At 74.0% G+C, this 20,538-nt stretch carries 14 protein-coding genes; 5 read left to right on the forward strand and 9 right to left on the reverse strand.

What is annotated here, in order from left to right; all coding sequences use genetic code 11:
* Positions 1 to 30: 30 nt before the first annotated feature.
* Complete coding sequence (locus tag ASF65_RS16735; RefSeq protein WP_055891588.1) at positions 31 to 858, reverse strand: hypothetical protein; 828 nt, start codon at positions 856 to 858, stop codon at positions 31 to 33.
* 324 nt (positions 859 to 1,182) lie between these two features.
* Here ASF65_RS16735 and ASF65_RS16740 point away from each other — a divergent pair, with 324 nt between their 5' ends.
* The 3 genes from ASF65_RS16740 (at position 1,183) to ASF65_RS16750 (ending at position 6,687) form a co-directional block, all read left to right on the forward strand.
* Positions 1,183 to 2,007, forward strand: a complete 825-nt coding sequence (locus ASF65_RS16740; protein ID WP_055891591.1) for a hypothetical protein — start codon at positions 1,183 to 1,185, stop codon at positions 2,005 to 2,007.
* A gap of 52 nt (positions 2,008 to 2,059) precedes the next feature.
* A complete protein-coding gene (locus ASF65_RS16745) occupies positions 2,060 to 3,187 on the forward strand; it encodes a hypothetical protein (protein WP_055891598.1) in 1,128 nt (375 codons plus the stop codon).
* Positions 3,188 to 3,324: 137 nt separating this feature from the next.
* Positions 3,325 to 6,687 (forward strand): tetratricopeptide repeat protein, encoded by a 3,363-nt coding sequence (locus ASF65_RS16750; protein ID WP_055891600.1) that lies wholly within the window; start codon positions 3,325 to 3,327, stop codon positions 6,685 to 6,687.
* Positions 6,688 to 6,713: 26 nt separating this feature from the next.
* Here the strand turns inward: ASF65_RS16750 and ASF65_RS22300 are convergent, their stop codons facing one another.
* A complete protein-coding gene (locus ASF65_RS22300; RefSeq protein WP_055891602.1) occupies positions 6,714 to 8,171 on the reverse strand; it encodes a Hint domain-containing protein in 1,458 nt (485 codons plus the stop codon).
* Between the two features lie 185 nt (positions 8,172 to 8,356).
* On the opposite strand from ASF65_RS22300, the gene ASF65_RS16760 reads away from it, so the two are divergent.
* A complete protein-coding gene (locus tag ASF65_RS16760; protein ID WP_055891604.1) occupies positions 8,357 to 10,828 on the forward strand; it encodes a glycosyltransferase in 2,472 nt (823 codons plus the stop codon).
* A 55-nt stretch (positions 10,829 to 10,883) separates the two neighbouring features.
* Positions 10,884 to 13,184 carry a hypothetical protein gene (locus tag ASF65_RS16765; protein ID WP_055891606.1) on the forward strand — a complete coding sequence of 767 codons (2,301 nt, stop codon included), beginning with the start codon at positions 10,884 to 10,886 and terminating at the stop codon, positions 13,182 to 13,184.
* A 15-nt stretch (positions 13,185 to 13,199) separates the two neighbouring features.
* On the opposite strand, the gene ASF65_RS16770 is transcribed toward ASF65_RS16765, so the two are convergent.
* From ASF65_RS16770 to ASF65_RS22350, 7 genes are all read right to left on the reverse strand, one after another.
* Positions 13,200 to 14,987, reverse strand: a complete 1,788-nt coding sequence (locus ASF65_RS16770; protein WP_055891608.1) for a hypothetical protein — start codon at positions 14,985 to 14,987, stop codon at positions 13,200 to 13,202.
* Entirely contained in the window at positions 14,984 to 16,078 is a 1,095-nt protein-coding gene (locus ASF65_RS16775; protein ID WP_055891611.1) for a chemotaxis response regulator protein-glutamate methylesterase, read from the reverse strand. The genes ASF65_RS16770 and ASF65_RS16775 overlap by 4 nt, the downstream gene beginning before the upstream one ends.
* A 5-nt stretch (positions 16,079 to 16,083) precedes the next feature.
* Positions 16,084 to 16,965 carry a CheR family methyltransferase gene (locus ASF65_RS16780; RefSeq protein WP_162239505.1) on the reverse strand — a complete coding sequence of 294 codons (882 nt, stop codon included), beginning with the start codon at positions 16,963 to 16,965 and terminating at the stop codon, positions 16,084 to 16,086.
* A 74-nt stretch (positions 16,966 to 17,039) separates the two neighbouring features.
* Positions 17,040 to 17,558 carry a chemotaxis protein CheW gene (locus tag ASF65_RS16785; protein ID WP_055891616.1) on the reverse strand — a complete coding sequence of 173 codons (519 nt, stop codon included), beginning with the start codon at positions 17,556 to 17,558 and terminating at the stop codon, positions 17,040 to 17,042.
* Positions 17,555 to 18,211: a methyl-accepting chemotaxis protein gene (locus ASF65_RS22155; RefSeq protein WP_055891619.1), complete on the reverse strand. Its 657-nt coding sequence runs from the start codon at positions 18,209 to 18,211 to the stop codon at positions 17,555 to 17,557. The genes ASF65_RS16785 and ASF65_RS22155 overlap by 4 nt, the downstream gene beginning before the upstream one ends.
* Positions 18,142 to 19,527: a methyl-accepting chemotaxis protein gene (locus ASF65_RS22160; protein WP_055891621.1), complete on the reverse strand. Its 1,386-nt coding sequence runs from the start codon at positions 19,525 to 19,527 to the stop codon at positions 18,142 to 18,144. Before ASF65_RS22160 ends, ASF65_RS22155 begins: the two co-directional genes overlap by 70 nt.
* A 75-nt stretch (positions 19,528 to 19,602) precedes the next feature.
* Positions 19,603 to 20,319, reverse strand: a complete 717-nt coding sequence (locus ASF65_RS22350; RefSeq protein WP_055891624.1) for a methyl-accepting chemotaxis protein — start codon at positions 20,317 to 20,319, stop codon at positions 19,603 to 19,605.
* Positions 20,320 to 20,538: the final 219 nt, after the last annotated feature.

Here is a 20,538-nt window from a genome sequence, read left to right on the forward strand (position 1 = left end):
GTGGGCGTCGAAATCCGATCGGCCGCCGCGTCAGGCGACGGGTTCGGCGCGGACGATCTCGACCGAGGCGCCGTCGCCGATCTGGATCTCGGAGCGCGCCCGCGCGTCGAGGATCAGAAGCTGCTCGCCGGTCAGCGCATAGTCGGTGAAGGGCACGGCCTGCGCGCCCTCGGTGTCGGAGACATGCGTGCCTTCGGCCACGCGCACGCTGGCGCGCCCGCTGGCATGGAGGGCGACCACCGGCGGGGCGGCCGAGGCGGCGAGCGTGCGGGCGAGCGCGGCCGCGAACTCGGCCGGGGTGCGGACCGTTTCCGTGCTCGTGCGCACGTCGGTGCCGGCGTAGGATTCCAGAAGCGCGGCGGCGACGGCCGCCGGCTTTTCCGCCACCACTGCATCGTCGCCCGCCGAGCGGCGCAGGAGGCCGCGCTCGTAGACGCCGAAGGACCAGAGGATGCGCAGGAAGTCGAAGTCGGCCTGCGAGATGCGCCCGTGCTTCAGCGCCCATTTCAGCGAGGCGAGGCGCTCGCGCACCTCGTCGCGCGACAAGCCGGCGCGCGCCTTGGAACCGCCCGCGACATGGGCGCCGTTCTGCAGGATCACCGCGTCGCCGCCCTCGAGGCGCAGCACCACCGAGCCGACGCGCTCGGGCGCCACCGAGATCGGGAAGCTGAAGCCGAGATGGCCGTCGCCGAGCCCCGCGTCCGCGAGATCGCCGCGGAAGGTGTTGACCTTGCCGGCGCCCACGCACTGATCCCCCTGGAAGGCGAGGAGCGTGTAATCGCGCACCCGCCCGTCGGACGTGTGGATCCAGCCTTGAATCTGGTCGGTGCTGGCGAACTCGATGCTACCCCGGATCATCTGCGGACGGCTCCCACTCGGACAATTCTTCTAGACTATGAACGATATTCCTTACGCATCTGTAACGTGCGGTTGCGTCGATGCGTGCGGGACGCGGGCGCCTCTGCGGCGGCAAGATGGTGACCGTCGCGGAAACCTTCGGTAATTTTGCGTTGATCTTTACTCAAAGCATTCAACGACACCGTTGCAGTTCATCTGTTGTTTTCCTCATCATCAGGAACAGTCTTCGTTAACTTGAATATCGCCCGCCCTCGTCGTCTTCTGCAGGAGACGAAATGGATGGAGCGGGCTGTGCACGGATCCGAGCGACGCGCGACATTGCGGGTGGAACGAGGACTCTCGGCCTTCTCGTACCGGACGGACGCCTTGCTGACCGGCGAGGCGCCCGAGGTCGAAATCGTCGCCGTGTCGCCCGGCATCTCGCTTCTGACCGCGCCCGGCGAGCGGCCGGGTTTCCTGTCGCGGCCGGGCCAGGTGCTCGTGGTGACCGCCGAGGAGGCGGGCGCGATCGACGTCGTGATGCGCGCGAAAGGCCCCGGCAACGCCCTGCCGGCGGGTCTCGAGCTGAAGCGCATGGGCGCGGAGTCCGAGGCGGTGCCGGAGCCGGCACTGCGTCTGCGGCCCGACCTTCCCGACGGCGGCGTCGAGTTCCTGCTTCGCGCCCACGTGTCGCTGCGCGGCGACATCGCCGCCCCGCGCGGCCACTGGATCTGCGGCCCGGAAACGCCGGGCCGGATCGAGGGGCTGGAGATGCGCGGCGTCGCCGCCGAGCTGCCGGTCGAATATCAGGTGGCGTCGGGCGGGCGCGGCGCGGGCTGGTCGCCCTGGACGCCGGCCGGCACCTATGCCGGCACGCGCGGCCGGGCGCTGCCGCTGATCGGCCTGCGCGTGCGCCTCCTGCCGGACACGGCGCCCGGCCTCGCGCTGAAGGCCGACGCCGTGTTCCTCGGCTCGTCGGTGTCGACCCGCCAGGGCCGCGAGATCGAGCTCGTCGGCCCGACGCCGCTCGACCCGCTCGTCGGCGTGCGCCTCGACTTTGTGGCGGCCGCACGGGTCTCCGCGCACCTGTCCCCGCCCACCCCCGTCCGCCAGCCGAGCCGCCTGCGGGTCTTCCGCCGCGCGGCCGGCCCGGTGGACGCGGCCGCCTGATCCATCCGCCCCGGCACCGCGTCTCGGCGGCGCCGGATCCCGAAAGCCCTGAATGGCCGAGATCTACACCTATTCGGTGAACGCGAGCCAGGGACACATGTCCCCGGACACGTCCGACCACATCAACAGCGTGCTGTCCGATCTCGGATTGGGCGGCCCGTCTGCGGATTCGGCCGACGTCTCGCGCACGAGCGCCGAACCGGTGGCGAGCGACGCCTCGAGCCCCTCGCCGACCGCGACCCACACCGAGGCCGCGACGACCCCCGGTCCTGTCGACGGCGCGGCGTTCGAGCCCGACCACACCGCCTCGATCCTCGCCGGCAGCTCCGACACCACGTTCCCGCAGACCCCCGCCGCTCCCGCGACAGAGCCCGTCGCCGACGGCGCCTCGGCCTTCCACGCCCCGCCCGCCGACACCCATGTCGCCACCGCCTATGCGCCGCCGCCCGGCGCCGACAGCGTGCCCGGCGGCCATGCCGGCACCGGGGCGGAGACGTTCGGGGGCTTCGGCACCGACACGCTCTGGGGCAGCGACGGGGGCACGCACGGGCTCTCCACCCTGCCGCCCGCGCCCGCTGGCAGCGACACGATCCGCTCGTCCGGCGGCATGGAGACGATCTACGGCGGCAACGCCACGATCTACGCGTCCGGCCATTCCACGACGCTCCACACCGACACCGTCCATGCCGGCAGCGAGGGGGCGACGATGGACGGCTCGGCCTCCGCGCAGGCCGTCCACACCGACGGCTCGTCGGCCTTCGCCGACCTGCCGGGCGGCTCGGGCAGCGACACGATCCTCCTGCACGACGGCGCCGGCACGATGCCGCCATCGGGTGGCGACGATGCCCACACGGCCGGCGCCTACAGCACCCACGACCCCTATGCGGCGCACGATCCGTATGCGGCCCACGATGCCAGCGTCTACGCCTACGGGTCGCCCGACAGCGTGGTCGGCGGCGACGGGTCCGACCCGTTCGCGCTTCTCGGCTATGCCGGCGGGTCCGACGGCTACGACAGCGGCCACACCGACCCGGGCACGGCGCATCACGATCCCTACCTCACCGACGGGCACGTGACCCATACCGACACCGGCACCACCGTCTCCTACCACGACGGCTACGATCCCGGTTATTCCGGCGCCGACCAGCTGGAGTTCAGGGACACCGTGATGGCGGGCTGACCGCCGCCGACGGCCCCGCGAGCCGGACGCCGCCGCAAGCCGCGCGACGCGAGGCGTTTCCTGCGTAAGGGCCCGTTCAGGGTTCGCGGTGCAAGGTCGGTGCCTCCGTGCCCTTCCGCCCGACGAGCCGCCCGCCGATGTCCGCCCTCCCGACCCCCAGCTTGCGCGACCTCGCGCTCGCCGCCCGCGCGGCCGGCGAGCGGACGCGCGCGCTGGCGCTGTTCCGCGAGGCGGGCGACCCGTGGAGCCGCAACGACGAAGCGCTCGAACATCTCGCGCTCGGTGAGATCGAGGACGCCCGCCGGACGGCCGAGGCTCTCGCCGGGGAGCGGCCGGATTTCGCGCCCGCCCGCCGCACGCTCGGGCTCGTCGCGCGCGCCGCCGGCGATGTCGATGCCGCGCTCCACCATTTTCGGGCCGCCACCGCGCGCGACCGCGCCGACCTTTGGAGCGCCTACGACGCCGCCGAAACCTTGCGCGCGCTCGGCCGCGACGAGGAAGCCGACGCGGCGCTGCGCGCGCTCGCCAGCGGAACGCCCCTGCCCCACGCCCTTCGCGCGCTCGGCGCAGCGGCGCGCGCGCGCGGCAACGCGGAGGAGGCGCTGGCCGCCCTTCGCGTCGCGTCGGATCTCCTGCCCGCCGACCCCTGGTTCCTGCTCGACCATGCCGAGGCGCTCGTGGCGCTGGAGCGGCTGGACGAGGCGGACGTCGCGCTGCGCGCGCTCGCGCAGCGCCATCCCCGCTTTGCCGGCGCACGCCGCGCCCTGATGCGGCTCGCCGCCCGTCGCGGTGACGCGGCGATGCGGCTCGATGAGGCCCGCGCGCTCGCCGCCCTCGACCCGGATGCCGGGGCGCTGGATCTCGCCGACGTACTTCTCGATCACAGCGAGCGCGCGGAGGCCGAGACGATCTGCGTCCGTCATCTCGTGCGGCGCGGCGCCGCGCCCCGACCGCTGCGGCAGCTCGCGCGCGCAGCGCGGCAGACCGGCGACCCGGAGCGGGCACTCGCCCATCTTCGCGCCGCGGCCCGCCTTCTTCCGGCGGACGCCACTCTGCGCGCCGAATGCGCGGGCGAGGCCCTCGCGCTTGGCCGTGTCGCGCAGGCGAAGGCCGACGCCGAGGCCGCGCTCGCGATCGACCCCACCGCCCCGCGGGCCCACCGCATCCTCGCCCTTGTCGCGCGCGCCGAGGGCCGCGAGGCGGACGCGCTCGATCGGATGCGCGCGCTCTGGGCGGACGGTGCGGGGCCGGCGCAGGCCGGCTTCGAGCTCGGCACCGACCTTCGCGCGGGCGGCGTCTTCACGGACGCCGCAACCGTCTACGAGCGCCTCGCCGGGCGCCCCGACGCCGCACCGGAGGCGCTCGTCGAACGCGCCCTCCTCGCCCGCCGCCTCGATGGCATCGACGCCGCACGCGCGCGCCTGGACGAGGCGCTGCACCTCTCGCCCGGGCATGCGCGCGCGCTCCTTTGCCTCGGCGACATCGAGCGCGAGCTCGGGCGCTTCGAGGCGGCGGCGGCAGCCTACCGCGCTGCCTTGGAAAGCCGGCCTGGCCTCGGCTGGGCCCATGTCGGCCTCGCCCTCCTCGCCGAGGCGCGGGGCGACGGAGATGAGGCGGTGTCGGCGCTCCGTGCTGCGATCGCGGCCGATCCCGGCGAAAGCCATCCGCGCATCCTCCTCGCGCAGCGGCTCGCCGAGCGCGGCGACGGCGACGGCGCCCGCGCGCTCCTTGCCGGCGTCGCGCCCGGCGATCCCCGCGCCGCAGAGGCTGCGCTCGCCCTCGCCCGCATCTGGCGTCTCGACGGCGACGGCGCCGGCGCGCTGCGGGTGCTCGAAGACGCCGCGCGGCGCTGGCCGGACCGGCCGGAGATTGCGGTCGAGACCGCCGAGGAAGCGCTGCGGCAGGGGCAGCCCGAGGCGGCGCTGGCGTGGCTGTCCGTTGGCGAGGCGCGTCACCCCGGCCATCCCGGCCATCCCGGCCTTCTCGAGGCGCGGGCCCGGCTCGCCCTGTCGCGCGACGATCTCGAAGCCGCCGTGGCTCTCTTCGACGAGGCCGCGACCGCCGATCCCGGCCGGCTCGGCCCGCCCCTGATGCTGGCGCGCCTGGCCGCGATGCGCGGCGACCCGGCGTCGGCGCTCGGTCGCTTCGAGACGATCGCGCAGCGCTTCGGCGAGCGGCCGGAACTGACGCTCGCGCGCGCCGAGACGCTGCGCCAGCTCGGCCGGATCGCGGAGGCCGAGCGCTGCTTCGACGAAAGCCTCGCGCGGGCGAGGGTTCCCGCCGTCGCGATCGCCGCCGCGCTGGCCGCGATCGAGGGCGCACGGCTGCCGCGCGCCGAGGCGCTCCTGTCGGGATTGACCACCGCGACACGGGCCGACACGGCGCGGCTGCATTTCGCCCGCGCCCAACTCGCCGCCGCCGGCTGGGACTTCGATCGTGCCATCGCGGAAGGCGAGGCGGCCGTGCGCCTGCAGCCGGCGGACGGCTGGTATCGCAACCGCCTCGCCCATGCCGCGCTTCTGGCGCTCGACCTGCCGCGCGCCGCCCGCGCGCTCCGAGAGGGCGCGGCGCTGGAGGCCGGGGCCAACGCGCTGCGCGGCAAGTCCGCCAACCCCTCGCAGAGCCACTACGGCCAGCTGCTCGACGAATTCCGCCTCGACGCCGAGGCGCTGGCGGCGCTGCAGGCGGCGCTGGCCGAGCCGCCGGCCGTGCGCCTTGCCGCGATCGCAGCGTGCCTGCGCGCCTGTCCCGACCACACGGCCTCGTCGGTCCTCTATTTGATCGAGGCCCGCCGGCAGGGGGCGCTCGCGACCCGCGTCGGCGTCGGCGTCGGCGGCGTGCCGCGGGCGATCCACCAGTTCTGGACCGACGACGCGGTGCCGGCCGACGTCGCCGCCTACATGGCGACCTGGCGCGACCTCAACCCCCGCTTCACGCACCGCGTCTGGAGCGAGCGCGAGGCGGCAGGCTGGCTGGCGGCGCACGCCCCGCCGGCCACCGCCGCGGCCTTCGCGCGGGCCCGCGAGCCGGCGATGAAGGCGGACCTCTTTCGCCTGGCGCTCCTCGCTCGCGAGGGCGGGGTCTGGGTCGATGCCGACGACCGGTGCCTCCGTCCGATCGCGCCGCTCATCGCCCGCGGCGCCGGTCTCCTCGCCTATCAGGAGGACCTCGGCTCGGTCGGCAACAATCTCCTTGCCGCGCGCCCCGGCCATCCCCTTGTCCTCAGGGCGCTTGCTCAGGCGAGCGCGGCGGTCAATCGCGGCGACGGCGACATCCTGTGGCTGGCGACGGGTCCCGGCCTGCTGACGCGGGTCTGGGCCGGCGCTCTCGCCCGGCCGTCATCGGGCGAGGCGGACGACGCGCTCCTCCTCGACCGGGCGGACTGTCTCGCTCATGTCGCGATCCATTGCCTCGCCGCCTACAAGGCGAGCGAGCGGCACTGGAGCCGCACCGCCTTCGGGCGGGGTCGGCGGACCCGTCGCGTCGCGTCCCCGGTCTGAAATGCCGCTGCGCTAAGTCCTGACCGTCAGGCGGCGAGCGGGTCCCGGTCCACGAACAGCGCGGTGGCCCGCGTCTCCAGCGCCCGGCGGAGGGCTGCGGGCACCTGCCGGCGCGACTTCGCCCGCGGCAGGTCCATCTCGGCCACCGGCGCGGCGTCCGGCACGAGCGCCTCGCGCTCCTCCCAGTTGTCGAAGCCGAGTTGCTCGAGATTGTCGACGAAGCTCTCGGCCGCCAGCCCCTCGGCGAGGATCAGCGCGTGGCGCGCGAGTTCGACATGGAGATAGAGGATCGTCTCGCCGACCGGCGTTTCACGTGTGACAGCGACGCCGTCGACCAGCGCCGAGGCATGGACGAGGATGCCGCCGAGACCGACCGCATGGTCGGGCGACAGGAACAGGTCGCGGCTCGGCACGGCGTCCGCGATCGCGCCCGCCCGGATGCGGATCGGCAGGACACGCAGCGGGTCGCTGCCGCGCACCGGGACCGTCTGGCGTCCGATCCAGCGCACCGCTTCCGCCGCGCCGTCCACGGTCAGGACGAGGTCGCCGGGTCGCAGATCCTCGATCGCCGCCGAGCCGGCCGGCGTCGCGATGCGCGTCCCCGGCCGGAAGCAGACGGGCGCGATGTCGATTGAAACGGTGGGCGTGAGGCCGCTGGTGGTACTGCCGCCGAGCGTGGTGCCGCTGTCCGCGCCGGTGGCGCCGCCGCCGGGGCCGGCCCCACTGGAGACGCCGGCACCGGACGAACCGCCGCCCGAACCACCAGCGGTCGAGCCCGACGAGCCGTGGGTGTCCGAGCCACCGGTCGCGGCGGCGGCAGCTTCGCTCGCCGCCGTGCCGCTGCTGCCGCCGGAACTGCCGCCGCCACCGGACCCGCCGCCATCGCCGCCTGATGCGCCGCCCTCGCCTCCGCCCTCGCCGGAACCGGCCGCAGCGCCGCCATCGCCTGAACCACTGTTTTCCGTGCCGCCCCCGCCGCCAGCCTCGCCGCGCTCGGGGCCGCCGTCGCGCGCCGCGGCCGAACCGCCGCCGGCCGGCGCACCGCCGCCGTTACCGGCCGAGCCGGCGGCCGCGCCAGCCGTCGATCCGCCGAGGCTCGCTCCGCCGACACCGGCGGATGCGCCGCCCGGCCCGGCATGCGGGCCCGCCTGCCGCGCGCCGCCGGGTCCTGCGGCCATGCCGCCGCCGGCCTGCGAACCGGCACCCGTCGATCCGTCGGCCGCGCCGGTCGCGCCACCGGCCTCGGTCGTGCTCGTCGCGGCACCGGTCGGGCCCGCGCTCCCCGCACCGTCCGCGCCGCCGCGGGACCCGCCCCCACCGGCCACCGAGCCCGTGGCGCCGGCCGTCGCCGTGGCGGTGGTCGCGATGCTGCCGGACATGGCGACCGTTGCGGCCGCCGAGGCGTTCGAGCCGGACGACGACGACGAGCCGCCCGAGCGGTCGCGCGCGTCGCCCGTGTCCTTCGTGTCGTCGGTCTGGCTCATGGCTCGGGATCCCGGCTGGCGCACTGCGTCAGCCTGCAGCTTGCCACGACCGGCCGACGCCGCAAGCGGGACCTGCGGACAGGGCAAGCAAAGGGTGAAGACGACGGCCGCCCGCGCCGCCGGTCAGGCCGCCGCCAGCCAGTTCTGCCAAGGAAGGGCGATCGATCACGGTGCTCGAAGGCGCGATGGACTGGACCGACCTCCTGGCATGCGACGCGGCGCTGGCGCTGCCGGAGCGTCACGCCGAGGCGCTGACGCGTCTGGCGGCCCGGCGCTTTCGCGACGGCGCCCCGCAGGAGGCGGTGGCGCTCCTGCGCCGGCGCGTGCGGCTGGACGAGCCCGCGACGGCGGCCGAGCGCGCGCTTCTGGCGCTCGGCCTCTCGGCGGCGGGCGAGCGCGAGGCGGCCGACGCCGAGCTCTCACACGCCCTCCTCGCCGACCCGCTCGATCCCGCCGCCGCACTGATCGCGCTGCGCCTCGCCGCCGACCGCGACAGCGTGCGCCTCGCCGCCCGGCGCATCCTGTCCAATCCCGTGGCCGCCGACGACGCGCTGGCCCAGGCGCTGGCCGCGCTCTTTCGCGCCGGTGAGGACGCGGCGCTCATCGCCGATCTTGCGGACGGCCGGCTGACGGGCTGGGCGATCTGGCGCGGCGATCCCGCGCCCCGCCTCGTGCTGCCCGGCCCGGCGGGCGAGCAACGCTTCACGCTCCTGCCCCTGCCCCATCTCGGCTTCCTGCCGCCGGGCGCCTCGGGCGCACGGCTCGACGAGGGGGTGGCCGGGGCGGTGGAGGGCTGGCGGCTGGAGCGCGACGGGCGCATCGTGGCGCAAGGCCCGCTCCCTGCCCGCTCGCGCCGTCGCGAGGCGCCTCGCCTGGGCGCGCCGCCCACCGCCATCCCGGCGCGTCGTCCGGTGCGGGTGGTGATGCCCGTCTTCGGCGATCCCGACGCGACGCGCGCGGCGCTCCGCGCGGCCGTCCTCGAGGTCGCCCGCCACCCCGGCGCCCGGCTCGTCGCGGTCGACGACTGCTCGCCCTTTCCCGCCATCACCGCGCTTCTCGAGACCTTTGCCGCACGCGGTCTCCTCGAGCTTCGCCGCACGGACGTGAACCGCGGCTTTCCCGGCGCGGTAGCGCTCGGCCTCGAGGGCGGCGAAGGCTCGGACGCGCTGGTGCTGAACGCCGATGCGATCCTGCCGGCCGGTGCCCTCCAGCGGCTGGCCGACGCAGCCTATGCCGCGCCCGACATCGGCACCGCAACACCCTTGTCGAACAACGGCGAGTGGACGAGCTGGCCGCGCCTCGGGCAGGCGGCGCCGCTGCCGCTTGAGACCGAGGCCGCCCGGCTCGATGCCGCCGCGCGGCGCCTCGACACCGCGCCCGTCGCGCTGCCGAACGGCATCGGCTTCGCACTGTACCTGCGCCACGACTGCCTCGCCGCCGTGGGTCCGCCGTCGGAGATCTACGAGCGCGGCTATTTCGAGGACCTCGAATGGACGCTGGCGGCGCGGCAGGCGGGGTTTCGCAACGTCGCCGCTCCCGCGCTCTTCGTGCCTCATCACGGCTCGCGCTCGTTCGGGCCGGACAAGGCCATGCTGGTGGCGCGCAACCTGCGGCGTCTTCGTCGCCGCTGTCCCGGCATCCGCGCGGAAAGCGCCGCCTTTCGCCGCGCCGATCCGCTGCGGGCGGCACGGGCGAGGCTGGAGGAGGCCTGCCCGCCGACCGGCCGCCCGCGCCTCCTCGTCGCACCTGCGGGCAGCGCGGTACTCGTGGAACATCTCCATCGCCTCGGCGAGGCGGCCGCCGGCGCGGTGGTGCTGACGTGGCGCCGGTCGGGCGCCGGGCTCCGGGCGGACCTCGCAAGCGTCGGCGGCGGCGCGCCGCAGTCGCTCGGGTACGACCTGGCCGCGGAGGGCGGCGCGCTGGCAGCGTGGCTCGCGGCGCTGGCGCCGGGCGAGATCGATCTCGTCGGCGCGCCTCCGCCGAGCGGCCTGCTCGACGCGATCCGGCCGCTCGGCGGCACCATGACGATCCTTGCCGGCACGCCGCAGCCGGGCGGGGCCCATCCGCTGGCCGCCGACGCGCTCGCCTGGCGCGCGGAACTCGGCGACCGCGCGGTCTCGATCCTCGCCCTCGACCGCGCCACCGAAGCCTTGCTCCGCTGGGCGCTGGAGGGCGATCCGGCGGCGGCATGGCTCCGGGGACCGCCGGAAGCCGAACCGCATCTCCCGCCCGCCGAGACGGACGGCCGGCTTGCCCTCGTCATGGGCGTCCCCGCCCCGGCCTCGCTCGCCTTCGCGCAGCGCCTCGGCGCAGCGCTCCGCGCCCGCCTGCCCGGCGCGCGGCTCGCGGTGGTCGGCGCCAGTGCAGACGACCTCGCGCTGATCGGGCGCGGCATCGCGGCCACGGGCCGGCTCGGGCCCGGCGAGTTCGTCGCCGCCGCATCGGGCGCCGCCGCGCTGGTGCTGCCGCCCGCCGATCCCTCGCTCGCCCTCTTCGAGCGGATCATCGCCGAGACCGGCCGCCCCGGCGCGCAGGTCGACTGGAGCGACGGCGCGCTCGATCCCCTCCCCCCGTCCCTTCTTCTCGATCGGAGCCGCGATGAGCGAGACACCGTCCAGGCCATCGTCGATTGGTTCGCTGGTCGCCTCGCGGCGTAGGCGCCTGTCCGCCGGAACGACAGACACCCCGCCCCGTCCCGCCGACGACGGCGCGATGCGCCTCGCCGTCCGCCGCACGGGCGAAACGCTGATCGAAGGCTGGGCCGCCGATCCCGCCGATCCCGAGCATCGCTTCGTCGTGGAGCTCCTGCTCGACGGCGTGCCAGTGGCGCTGGCGCGCGCCGACCTGCGGCTCGGGGCGGAGCGCGAGGGCGCCGCGGCGGTGGGCGACGGGTGCCACGGCTTCGTGTTCGCGCTCGACCCCGCGGTGCTGCCCCATGCGACGACGGCCGCGATCCGCCTCGCCAACGGCGGCGAGCCCGTGGGGCCACCGATCCCCTTGCACGCGGGCGAGCCCTTCGCGGCGCCGCTCGGCCCGGCGGGCGCGGTGCGCTGGCCGGGCGGCCTCGATCTCGAGGGCTGGGTGCATCGCCCGTCCGCGGACGGCCCGCCGCCGCGGATCGAGGCGCGCATCGACGACGCCATCGTCGCGCTCGCCTTCGCCGATCGCTGGCGCGAGGTGCGGCGCGGCGGGCACCTGCGCGCCGAGCCCGCCTTTCGCCTGCGGCTGCCGGACGAGTTCGCCGACGGTCGGCTGCACGAGGTCGAGGTTCATGCCGACGGCCAGCCGCTGCCGGGCGGCTCTGTCGCGGTCCTCGCTTTTGCCGATACGCTCGGCGCCCTTCTCGACGAACGGGCCGAGACCGAGGGCGAGCGGTTGCGCGGCGAGCGCTTCGACCGGTGGTTTCCGCAAGCGGTGCCGTTCGCCGATGTCGCGCGGTGGGAGGCGCGGTTTCCGCTTTCCTCCCTGCCGCGTCTCGGCACCCCGCCCGTCGCGGTCGCCCTCGTCGGCGAGGACGGCGCGGAGGCGAGCCTTGCCGCGCCCGCGCTCGACGCGCTCGGCGACTGGATCGGCGTCGTCCTGCCGGCGCGCGACGGCGGCTTCGAGCCTGCCGATCTCGAAGGGTTCCTCGAGGGCGAGGCGGCCGAGTGCGAGGCGGTGCTGGTGATGCCGGCCGGAACGCTCGCCCGCCCCGGCGGGCCGGAGCGTCTGGTGGAGGCGCTCCTTTCGGAGCCCGGCGCTGCGATCGCCTTCGGCGACCGCCTCCTGATGCTGGAGGGCGGCGAGCCGGCGCCCTTCGCCGCCACCGCCTTCGACCACGAGCGCGCCCTGGAGCAGGGCTGCGCGGGCGCGCCCTTCGCGATCCGTCGCCAAGCGGCGCTCGCCGCCCTCGAGGCCGGCGTCGGCGACGCCGATCGTCTGTTCCTGCATCCGCTCGACCGGGCCCTCTCGGGCACCGCGCGCCATCTTCACGTGCCGGGTTTCGGCTTCACCGTCCCGTCCGCTGTTCCCGGCGCGACGGATCGCCTGGCGGCGGCGGTGCGCGCGCATCTCGTCGCGCGCGGGCTTGCCGCCACGGTCGAGCCGCGCCCGCCCGCGAGCCTTCCCGCCGTGAGGGTCCGGCGCGAGCCGCTGCCCGGTGCCTGCTCGATCCTTCTCGACGCCGGCTGGCAGGACGAGGCGGCGGTCGTCGCCGCCCTGGAGGCGCTGGAGCCGACGCGCCGACGCCGCGCGGCGACGGTCCTCGTGTCCTCGCCGCGCCTCGACAGTGCGGCGCTCGCGCGCCTGCGCCTCGGCGGGGTCGAGGCGGAAGGCGCCGCACCCGGCCGCTCGCCGGCTCGCCGCTTAAGCGATGCCGCGGCGCGATTGTCCGGCGAGGCGCTCTGCCTCCTGTCGGTCGGCGTCACGCCGCTCGACGACCGCTGGCTGGACGAGCTCCTCGGCCGCCTCGCCAATCCCGCGACCGGCCTCGTGGCGCCGCTTCTCATCGGCCGCGCCGGCGATATCGTCGATGCGGGCCTCGCGCTCGACCTCGGCGCCGCGCCGCGCCCGCGCTATCGCGGCCGAGGCGCGGAGGATCCCGGTCACGGCGACGGCCTTCTCGTCGCCCATCAGGTGTCGGCCGTCAGCGGCCGCGTGTTCGCGACGCGGCGGGCGGACTTCCTGGCGCTCGGCGGGTTCGATTCCGTTCTGTTCCCGCGCCACCTCTTCTCAGCCGACTATGCTTTGAAGCTTCAGGCGCTGGGACGCCGCATCGTGGTCGCGCCGGATGCGCGTCTCGTCTGCGAGGCCCCGGCGGACGAGGCCGCCGGCGGGCTGGCCGCGCCCGCGCTGCAGCGCGAGATCGACACGCTATCAGTGCGCTGGGCAGGCGTCGCGGCCGCCGATCCGTTCACGAGCCCGCTCCTGCGGCGGGGTGGCGACGGTTTCGACGGGCTCGCCTGGCCGCCGGGCGACCTCACGCCGCGCTCGGGGCTCGTTCCCCCGCCGCGCGCGGTCGCGCCCGGCTGGTAACGGCGCGGCCCGCCGTCAGAACAGGATGTCGTCGAAGTCGTCGTCGGCCGGGGCAGTAGCGGCGGGCGCAGCGGTGGCGGTGGTCTCGCCGCCCGAACCCCCGAGTGCGGCGGCAAAGACGCTGCGCTCCTCCTTCATCGTGTAGCCGGCGCACAGGAGCGCATCGAGACGCGCGGCCTCCCCGGCCGGGAGTTCGCCGGCCGCGGATGCGGCGGCGAGCGAGGCGATCGCGACGGAGAGCGCCCGCATCATCGCCGTGCCCTCCTCGTGCAGCGACATCATCTCGAGGACCGCGCGGATCTCGTCGCCCATGCCGCCGGCGGCCTCGGCGCTGGCGGCAAGCGCGCGCGCGCTTTCGGCCTCGGCGCTGGCAAGGCCGGTGCAGGCCGTGGTGAGATTGCGGTCCACCGAGGCTTCCGCCTCGGCGATCGCCGGCAGGAGGCGGTCGGCGAGGTCCTGCGTGGCGGCGGCCGCGCGCTCGGTGCCGACGCGGATCACGTCCACCTCCTCGCGCGCCTGCGAGGACTGCTCGCGGATCACGCGGGCGATATAGCCGATCGTCTCGTCGCCGCCCTCGACATGGGCGGCCTGGATCGCGGCGTTGAGGCCGGCGAGGTTGAGGTGGAACTCGAGCCCCGTCATCTGGTCGGTCATCTCGATGAGATGGGCGGTGCGCTCGACGCTGCGCGACAGGCTGGCGGCGAGCGTCCGGCGCGCCTCGGCGCCCGATTCCATCGCGGCCCGCAGGCGCGAGGCGCCCGCCTCCAGCGCCGCCATGCCCTCAGTACCGGTGCCCGGCGCGCGCAGGCCTTCCAGAATGTCGCCGCAGTCGTCGAGCCGGTCGGCGATCGCGGCAAGGTCGAGGCCGAGCTTGTCCATCAGCGCGCCGTAGGTCGCGGCGAGATCGTCGAGTTGGGCCGTCTCGAGCCGGGCGATGCGGCGCACCGCGGCCTCCCGGTGGGCGGGCTCGAGCGGCGCCTCGCCCTCGACGAGCCACCCGTCGCGCCGCAGCGGCCCGATCCGCTCGAGGTTCTGGACGGTGTGCTCCAGCCGCTGGCGCGCCATGTCGTGGGCCTGAAGGCCCATCACGGCGCCGGCGACCGCCTGCCAGACGGCGGTGAAGGCGCGCTGCGCCTCGTCCCGGCTCTTGGCCGCCGCGCCCTGCTGTTCGGCGATCCGGTCGATCAGCGCCTGGAAGCCGCCCGCGAGCGCGCGCTCGTCGCCAGTGGTGACCGCGCGCGCGGCGATGGTGCGGCTTTCCTGAAGCGCGGCGCGGAGCGACCCCATCCGCTCGTCGATCGACTGGGCGACCGACGTGCCCGACGTGACGAGATCGTCGACGGTGCGCGAGAAGGACACGAGGTCCACCTCGGCGCCCGCCATGCTCTCGACCTGGGCCCGTGCGATCACGACGATGTAGTCGAGGACGCGGAACACGGTCTTCAGCGAGGTGGAGGCGCTGCGGGCGCTCTCGACCGCCGCGTTCAGTTCGCCGATCCGCTCCTGCCGCTCGGCGGTCAGCTGCCACGCCGTCTCGACGCTAGCCGCGGCCTCGACGAGGGAGGCGCGCGCCTCGGCCATCACGGGCTGGGTGAAGATTTCGGTCGCGCGCGCGATGCCCTCGCGCACGCCCGCGATCCGGCCGTGCGTCGTGCGCAACCGCTCGCCGGCGTCGAGGAAGACGCTCTCGCTCGCCGTCGTCCAGCGGACGAGCGCGGTGGCGAGCCGCTCGAAGTCGCCGGGGCCGGGTGCGGCGGCGGCGGCGGGAGCCGCGCTGGAAAGTGTGTTCGCGCGTGTCGTCATCGCTTGGCCGCCGCTGGCTTGAAGGAGGGATCGGCCGCAAACCGGAGGATTTCGGCGGGGATTTTGTCGAGCGGCAGTTCGGCCTCCACCGCACCGACCTTCATGGCTTCCTTGGGCATGCCGTAGACGACGCAAGTTCCCTCGTCCTGGCCGAGCGTGTGGGCGCCGGTCTGGCGCAGCTCCAGCATGCCCTTGGCGCCATCGTCGCCCATGCCCGTGAGGATCACGCCGAGCGCGTTGGCGCCGGCCGCGCGCGCCGCCGAGCGGAAGAGCACGTCGACCGAGGGGCGGTGGCGCGTCACCAGCGGCCCGTCGCGCACCTCGACATGGTACTGGGCGCCCGAGCGCTGGAGGAGGAGATGGTGGTTGCCGGGCGCGATCAGCGCGAGGCCCGGCACCACGCGGTCGCCGGTCGCCGCCTCGCGTACCTCCATGCGGCAGAGGCCATCGAGGCGGCGCGCGAAGGCGCTGGTGAAGCCTGCCGGCATGTGCTGGACGATGACGATGCCGGGCGAGTTCTCGGGCAGCGCCTCGAGCAGCCGGCGCAGCGCCTCCGTGCCGCCCGTCGAGGCGCCGATCACCACGACCTTGTCGGTGGTGCGGTCGATCGGCCGGCCCGAGACCGGCGGCAGCACGGCGTCGGCGGTCAGCTTCTTCTGGACGTCGATCGTGGCGGTACGGGCGACGACGCGCGCTTTCGACGCCGCGCGCACCGCGTCGCAGATGCGCGTCTTCGCCTCCATCAGGAACTGGGGCGTTCCGACGCGCGGCTTGGTGATGATCTCGACCGCGCCCGCCTCCAGCGCCTGCAGCGCCATCTTGGAGCCGGCCTCGGCGAGCGACGAGCAGATCACGACCGGGATCGGGCGTTGGCTCATCAGCTTCTGCACGAAGGTGATGCCGTCCATGCGCGGCATCTCGATGTCGCAGACGATGACGTCCGGCACCGCCTCGCGCATCCGCTCGGCCGCGAAATACGGGTTCGAGGCGGTGGCGATCACCTCGATGTCGGCCTCGGCGTTGAGGATCTCCGACAGGATCGTGCGCACGCTCGCCGAATCGTCGACGATGAGGACCTTGATGGACGCCATCGCGCTCACTCCGTCCGCTCGTAGATGTTGCTGCGGATCAGCCGGAGCGGGAGCCGGGTGGAGCGGATGGATTCGGCATGGCCGAGAAACAGGAGGCCGCCGACGCGAAGATGGCGCAGGAGCTTGCCGACCACCTCGAGCTGGGCGTCGGGCTGGAAGTAGATGAGGACGTTGCGGCAGAAGACGACATCCATCGTCTGCCCCGGCCGGTACTCGCCGTGCATCAGGTTGATCTGGCCGAGGCGGACGTTGCGCCGAAGCTCGGGCCGCACGCTCATCGCCTGGTCGGCCGCCGTGCCGACCGGCGTCAGGTATTTCTGGCGCAGGCGCGCCGGCACGTTGCGCACGGCGTCGGCGTGGTAGACGCCCTCGCGCACGGCGTTCAGCATGCGCACCGAGATGTCGGTCGCCGTCACCGTCCACGGGAAGAGCTGGCCGCCGTTCGAGGCGTCGTCGGCGATCATCGCGAGGCTGTAGGCCTCCTGCCCGCTCGAGGACGCGGCCGACCAGATGCGCAGCGAGCGCTCGCGCCCGCCCTCGGCGAGGCGCCGCAGTTCGTCCGGCGTCAGGTACTCGAAATGCGGCGGCTCGCGGAAGAACGAGGTCTCGTTGGTGACGACGCAGTCGGTGAAGGCCTGCAGCTCGGCGGCGCGCCCCTCGGGCGAGCGAAGGAGCGCCAGATAGGCGCGGAAGTCCTCGAGGCCCCGCGCCACGAGGCGGCGGCGCAGCCGCGTTTCCAGCATCACCCGCTTGGCGTCGCTCATCACGATGCCGCAGCTCTCGTCCACCAGCACCGCCAGCTCGCGGAAGGTCGCCGCGTCGAGGCTCGCCGTGTGGGCGCCGGCGGACACGGGGGCGGTTTTCGGAAGGGTCGCGGCTCGCGCCATGGTCGGGTCCGGTGCTGGAAGAAGAAGGACGGCCCGCATGCGTGGGGCCGCCGGGGAGGCGGCATCGTCTCGCGTCAGGCGAACTCGAAGCGCTCCGCCTCGAAGAGCCGCGGCAGGTCGAGCAGCGTCAGGAAGGTCTCGCCGCGCCGGCCGAGCCCCGTCATGAAGGACGAGTTCCACGTCTCGCCGAACTCGGGCGCCGGCTCGACGTCCTCCGCGGCGAACTCGGTCACCTCGTGCACCGTGTCGGCGATCACCGCCACCGTGCGCCGGACGCCGCCCGCCTCGAAGTCGAGGACGACGATGCGGCTGTCGCCTGTCGGCTCGCCGTCGTCGAAGCCGCGCATGCGCAGCTTCGACTTGAGGTCCACCACCGGCACGCCGGTGCCGCGCACGTCGATCATGCCGAGGAGCATCGACGGGGCGTTGGAGATGCGCGCGATCGGCTTGTAGTCGAGCACCTCGCGCACGTGGGCGACGCGGATGCCGAACGTCTCCGAGCCGAGGCGGAAGGTCAAGATCTCGCGCGCGATCTCCTCGTCCGGCGAATCCGTGCCGGACGCATCGTGGTCGTAGCCGGCGGCAAAGCTCATGCGCTCATCCTTTCGAAGCCGGCATCCTGGCAGTCGCCGCCGAGATCGAGGTCGAAACCGCCCTTGGCGACCGGCCGCGCGGACGCCTTGCTCTTCGGCGCGGCCGTGGCGGCGGCGAAGCGTCCGACCTTGGCCTGGAGGGCGCGGGCGTCGCCGGCGTGCGCCGCCGAGCGGGCGGCCTGGCGCGCGTCGTCCAGCCGGAAGTAGCCGGCGCGGTCGTTGAGGCGGCCGGCCTCGGCGGACAGCTGCTCGGCGGTGGCCGACATCTCGTTGGCGGCGGCCGCGTTCTGCTGCGTCACCTGATCGAGCTGCTGGATGGCCTGGTTGATCTGCTCGGCGCCGGCGTTCTGCTCGCGGCAGGCTGCCGAGATCTCGGCCACCAGTTCCGAGGTGCGCTGGATGTCCGGCACCAGCTGCTGCAGCATGCCGCCGGCTTCCTCGGCGATCTTCAAGGTCGTGCCCGACAGCGCCCCGATTTCGGTTGCCGCGATCTGGGAGCGCTCGGCAAGCTTTCGCACCTCGGATGCCACCACCGCAAAGCCCTTGCCGTGCTGACCGGCCCGCGCCGCCTCGATCGCCGCGTTCAGCGCCAGAAGGTCGGTCTGGCGGGCGATCTCCTGCACGATCCGGATCTTGTCGGCGATGGTGCGCATTCGGTGGTCGAAGCGTTCTCCGAGTTCTGGCGGATGTTGGCCGCCATCTCCTCCATCGCCGACGAGGCCTGCTCCGTCGCCGCCGCCTGTTCGGTTGAGCCCTGGCTCAGCTGCTCGGCGGTCGCCGAGGACTGCTGCGAGCCGGCGGCGACCTGGCTTGCCGACCCGGTCACCTCCGACACGATCCCGCGCAGGTTCTCGGTCATCGCGTTCATGGCACGGTTCAGATCGCCGATCTCGTCGTCCGAGCGTACCGCGACGGTCTGCGTCAGGTCGCCGGCGCCGATGTCCTCGGCAAGCTTCACCGAGCGCTGAAGGCCGCGAGAGATGGTCAGCGCCATCCAGGCGGCGGCCGCCGCGCCGATCGCGAGCGCGCCTGCCACGAGGGCCACGAGCATGTTGCGGGTGGAGACGTAGGTTGCCTGCGCGTCCGCCACGTACTGGTCGGCGACCTGCTGGGCGCGCGTCACCAGTTGGTCGAGGCGGGCGGAGAGCTTCGTCGCCTCGGGCACGATGGTCCCCGTCTGGTATGCGAGCGCGCGGCTGTTGATGTTGTCGACGCCCCGGTCCGCAAAGCCGATCGCGAGCTTGTTGAAGGCGGCCCAGTTCGTCTCGATCGACTGAAGTGCCGCCGGCGCGATGCCCGGAACGCGCTCCAGCCTCGCCAGTGCGGCGTCGAAGCCCTTGGCGATGTCGTCGAGCGCGGCACGCTGAGCGGCGATCGCGCCGACATCGCTGAGATCCAGCGCGGACACCATGGCGAGCCGCGATTCGTAGATCGCCTCCTTGGCAGCCGCCATATCGGTGAGCGCGCTGACGGTTCCCCCATCCGACAGGGCGTTCAGTTCCGCGACCAGCTTGTCGAACAGGAAACCGGTCTCGACGAGAGCGACATCGGAGAGGTCGACATTCACCTCCCGGAACATCGGGATGCCCTTGTCCGATACCTGGCGGAGGCTGTCGATCGCCGGCTTCACATCGGCGACTTCGGACTGGCGCGACGGATCGATCGCGGAGACGAAACGCTCGAACGAGGTTTCGATCTGCCCCCAGCGCCCCTCGTACTCGCCGGCCAGCTTCTCGAACGCGGCCGGGTCGCTTTCGAGATACATGCGGAACATCAGCCGGCGCAGGTCTACGACGCCGGTCGCGATGTCCTTGGCGTTGTTGACCTGGACGAACGGGCGCTCGGCAAAGCGCTGCATCATCGCGTTGGACGCGCTGAGGCTCGAAATGCCGAAGTAGCCGGCAGTGCCCAGAAGGGCGAGAACCGCGCCGAAGGAACCGATCAGCTTGGTCTTGATGGTGAGGCGCACGGGATCTGCCTTTCAGGAATGCTGGAAGTCTCGAGGGGCTGCGGCCGGCCGCCGAAGCGGCCGGCAGAAAAAGCGTCAGGCGCTCATCTTCTCGAAGCCGTTGTCGTCGCCGTCCCCGAGGTCGAGGTCGAAGCCCTTGACCGCGGGCTTGGCCACCGGCTTGGCCGGGGACCGAGCCGGAGCGCCGGCGCGGCTCTCGGCAAAGCCCCGGACGTCGGCCTGGAGGCGGCGCACGTCGGCCTTGGCGCGCGGCGCCGGGACCTTTCGGGTGGCGGCACCGGCATCTTCGGCGAGGCGGAAGAAGGCGACGCGGTCGGTGAGGCGCGAGGCTTCCGACGAGAGCTGCTCGGCGGTGGCGGCCATCTCGTTGGCGGCCGAGGCGTTCTGCTGCGTCACCTCGTCGAGCTGGACCACGGTCTCGTTGGTCTGCTGGGTGACCTTGTCGAGCTGCTGGATGGCCTGGTTGATCTGCTCGGCGCCGGCGTTCTGCTCGCGGCAGGCCGCCGAGATCTCGGCCACCAGTTCCGACGTGCGCTGGATGTCCGGCACCAGCTGCTGCAGCATGCCGCCGGCTTCCTCGGCGATCTTCAGGGTCGTGCCCGACAGCGCCCCGATCTCGGTCGCCGCGATCTGTGAGCGCTCGGCAAGCTTTCGCACCTCGGACGCCACCACCGCAAAGCCCTTGCCGTGCTGGCCGGCCCGCGCCGCCTCGATCGCCGCGTTCAGCGCCAGAAGGTCGGTCTGGCGGGCGATCTCCTGCACGATCCGGATCTTGTCGGCGATGGTGCGCATTCCGCTCGGCGCTGGTCGAGGCTTGCGCCGCGATCTTTTCCGTCGTCGAGGCGTTCTCGGAGTTCTGGCGGATGTTGGCCGCCATCTCCTCCATCGCCGACGACGCCTGCTCCGTCGCCGCCGCCTGTTCGCCGGCGCCCTGGCCGAGGCGCTCGGTGGAGGCCGCCTGTTCGGTTGCGCCCTGGCTCAGCTGCTCGGCGGTCGCCGCCGACTGCTGGG

The organism is Aureimonas sp. Leaf324 (genome assembly GCF_001423245.1).
GTDB lineage: Bacteria > Pseudomonadota > Alphaproteobacteria > Rhizobiales > Rhizobiaceae > Aureimonas.

What these genes read in the sequence shown, in the direction of transcription:
- ASF65_RS16735 (WP_055891588.1), bottom strand. Translation starts at nt 858, where the DNA reads ATGATCCGGGGTAGCATCGAGTTCGCCAGCACCGACCAGATTCAAGGC.
- ASF65_RS16745 (WP_055891598.1), top strand. Translation starts at nt 2,060, where the DNA reads ATGGCCGAGATCTACACCTATTCGGTGAACGCGAGCCAGGGACACATG.
- ASF65_RS16750 (WP_055891600.1), top strand. Translation starts at nt 3,325, where the DNA reads ATGTCCGCCCTCCCGACCCCCAGCTTGCGCGACCTCGCGCTCGCCGCC.
- ASF65_RS22300 (WP_055891602.1), bottom strand. Translation starts at nt 8,171, where the DNA reads ATGAGCCAGACCGACGACACGAAGGACACGGGCGACGCGCGCGACCGC.
- ASF65_RS16760 (WP_055891604.1), top strand. Translation starts at nt 8,357, where the DNA reads ATGGACTGGACCGACCTCCTGGCATGCGACGCGGCGCTGGCGCTGCCG.
- ASF65_RS16765 (WP_055891606.1), top strand. Translation starts at nt 10,884, where the DNA reads ATGCGCCTCGCCGTCCGCCGCACGGGCGAAACGCTGATCGAAGGCTGG.
- ASF65_RS16770 (WP_055891608.1), bottom strand. Translation starts at nt 14,987, where the DNA reads ATGACGACACGCGCGAACACACTTTCCAGCGCGGCTCCCGCCGCCGCC.
- ASF65_RS16775 (WP_055891611.1), bottom strand. Translation starts at nt 16,078, where the DNA reads ATGGCGTCCATCAAGGTCCTCATCGTCGACGATTCGGCGAGCGTGCGC.
- ASF65_RS16780 (WP_162239505.1), bottom strand. Translation starts at nt 16,965, where the DNA reads ATGGCGCGAGCCGCGACCCTTCCGAAAACCGCCCCCGTGTCCGCCGGC.
- ASF65_RS16785 (WP_055891616.1), bottom strand. Translation starts at nt 17,558, where the DNA reads ATGAGCTTTGCCGCCGGCTACGACCACGATGCGTCCGGCACGGATTCG.
- ASF65_RS22155 (WP_055891619.1), bottom strand. Translation starts at nt 18,211, where the DNA reads ATGCGCACCATCGCCGACAAGATCCGGATCGTGCAGGAGATCGCCCGC.
- ASF65_RS22350 (WP_055891624.1), bottom strand. Translation starts at nt 20,319, where the DNA reads ATGCGCACCATCGCCGACAAGATCCGGATCGTGCAGGAGATCGCCCGC.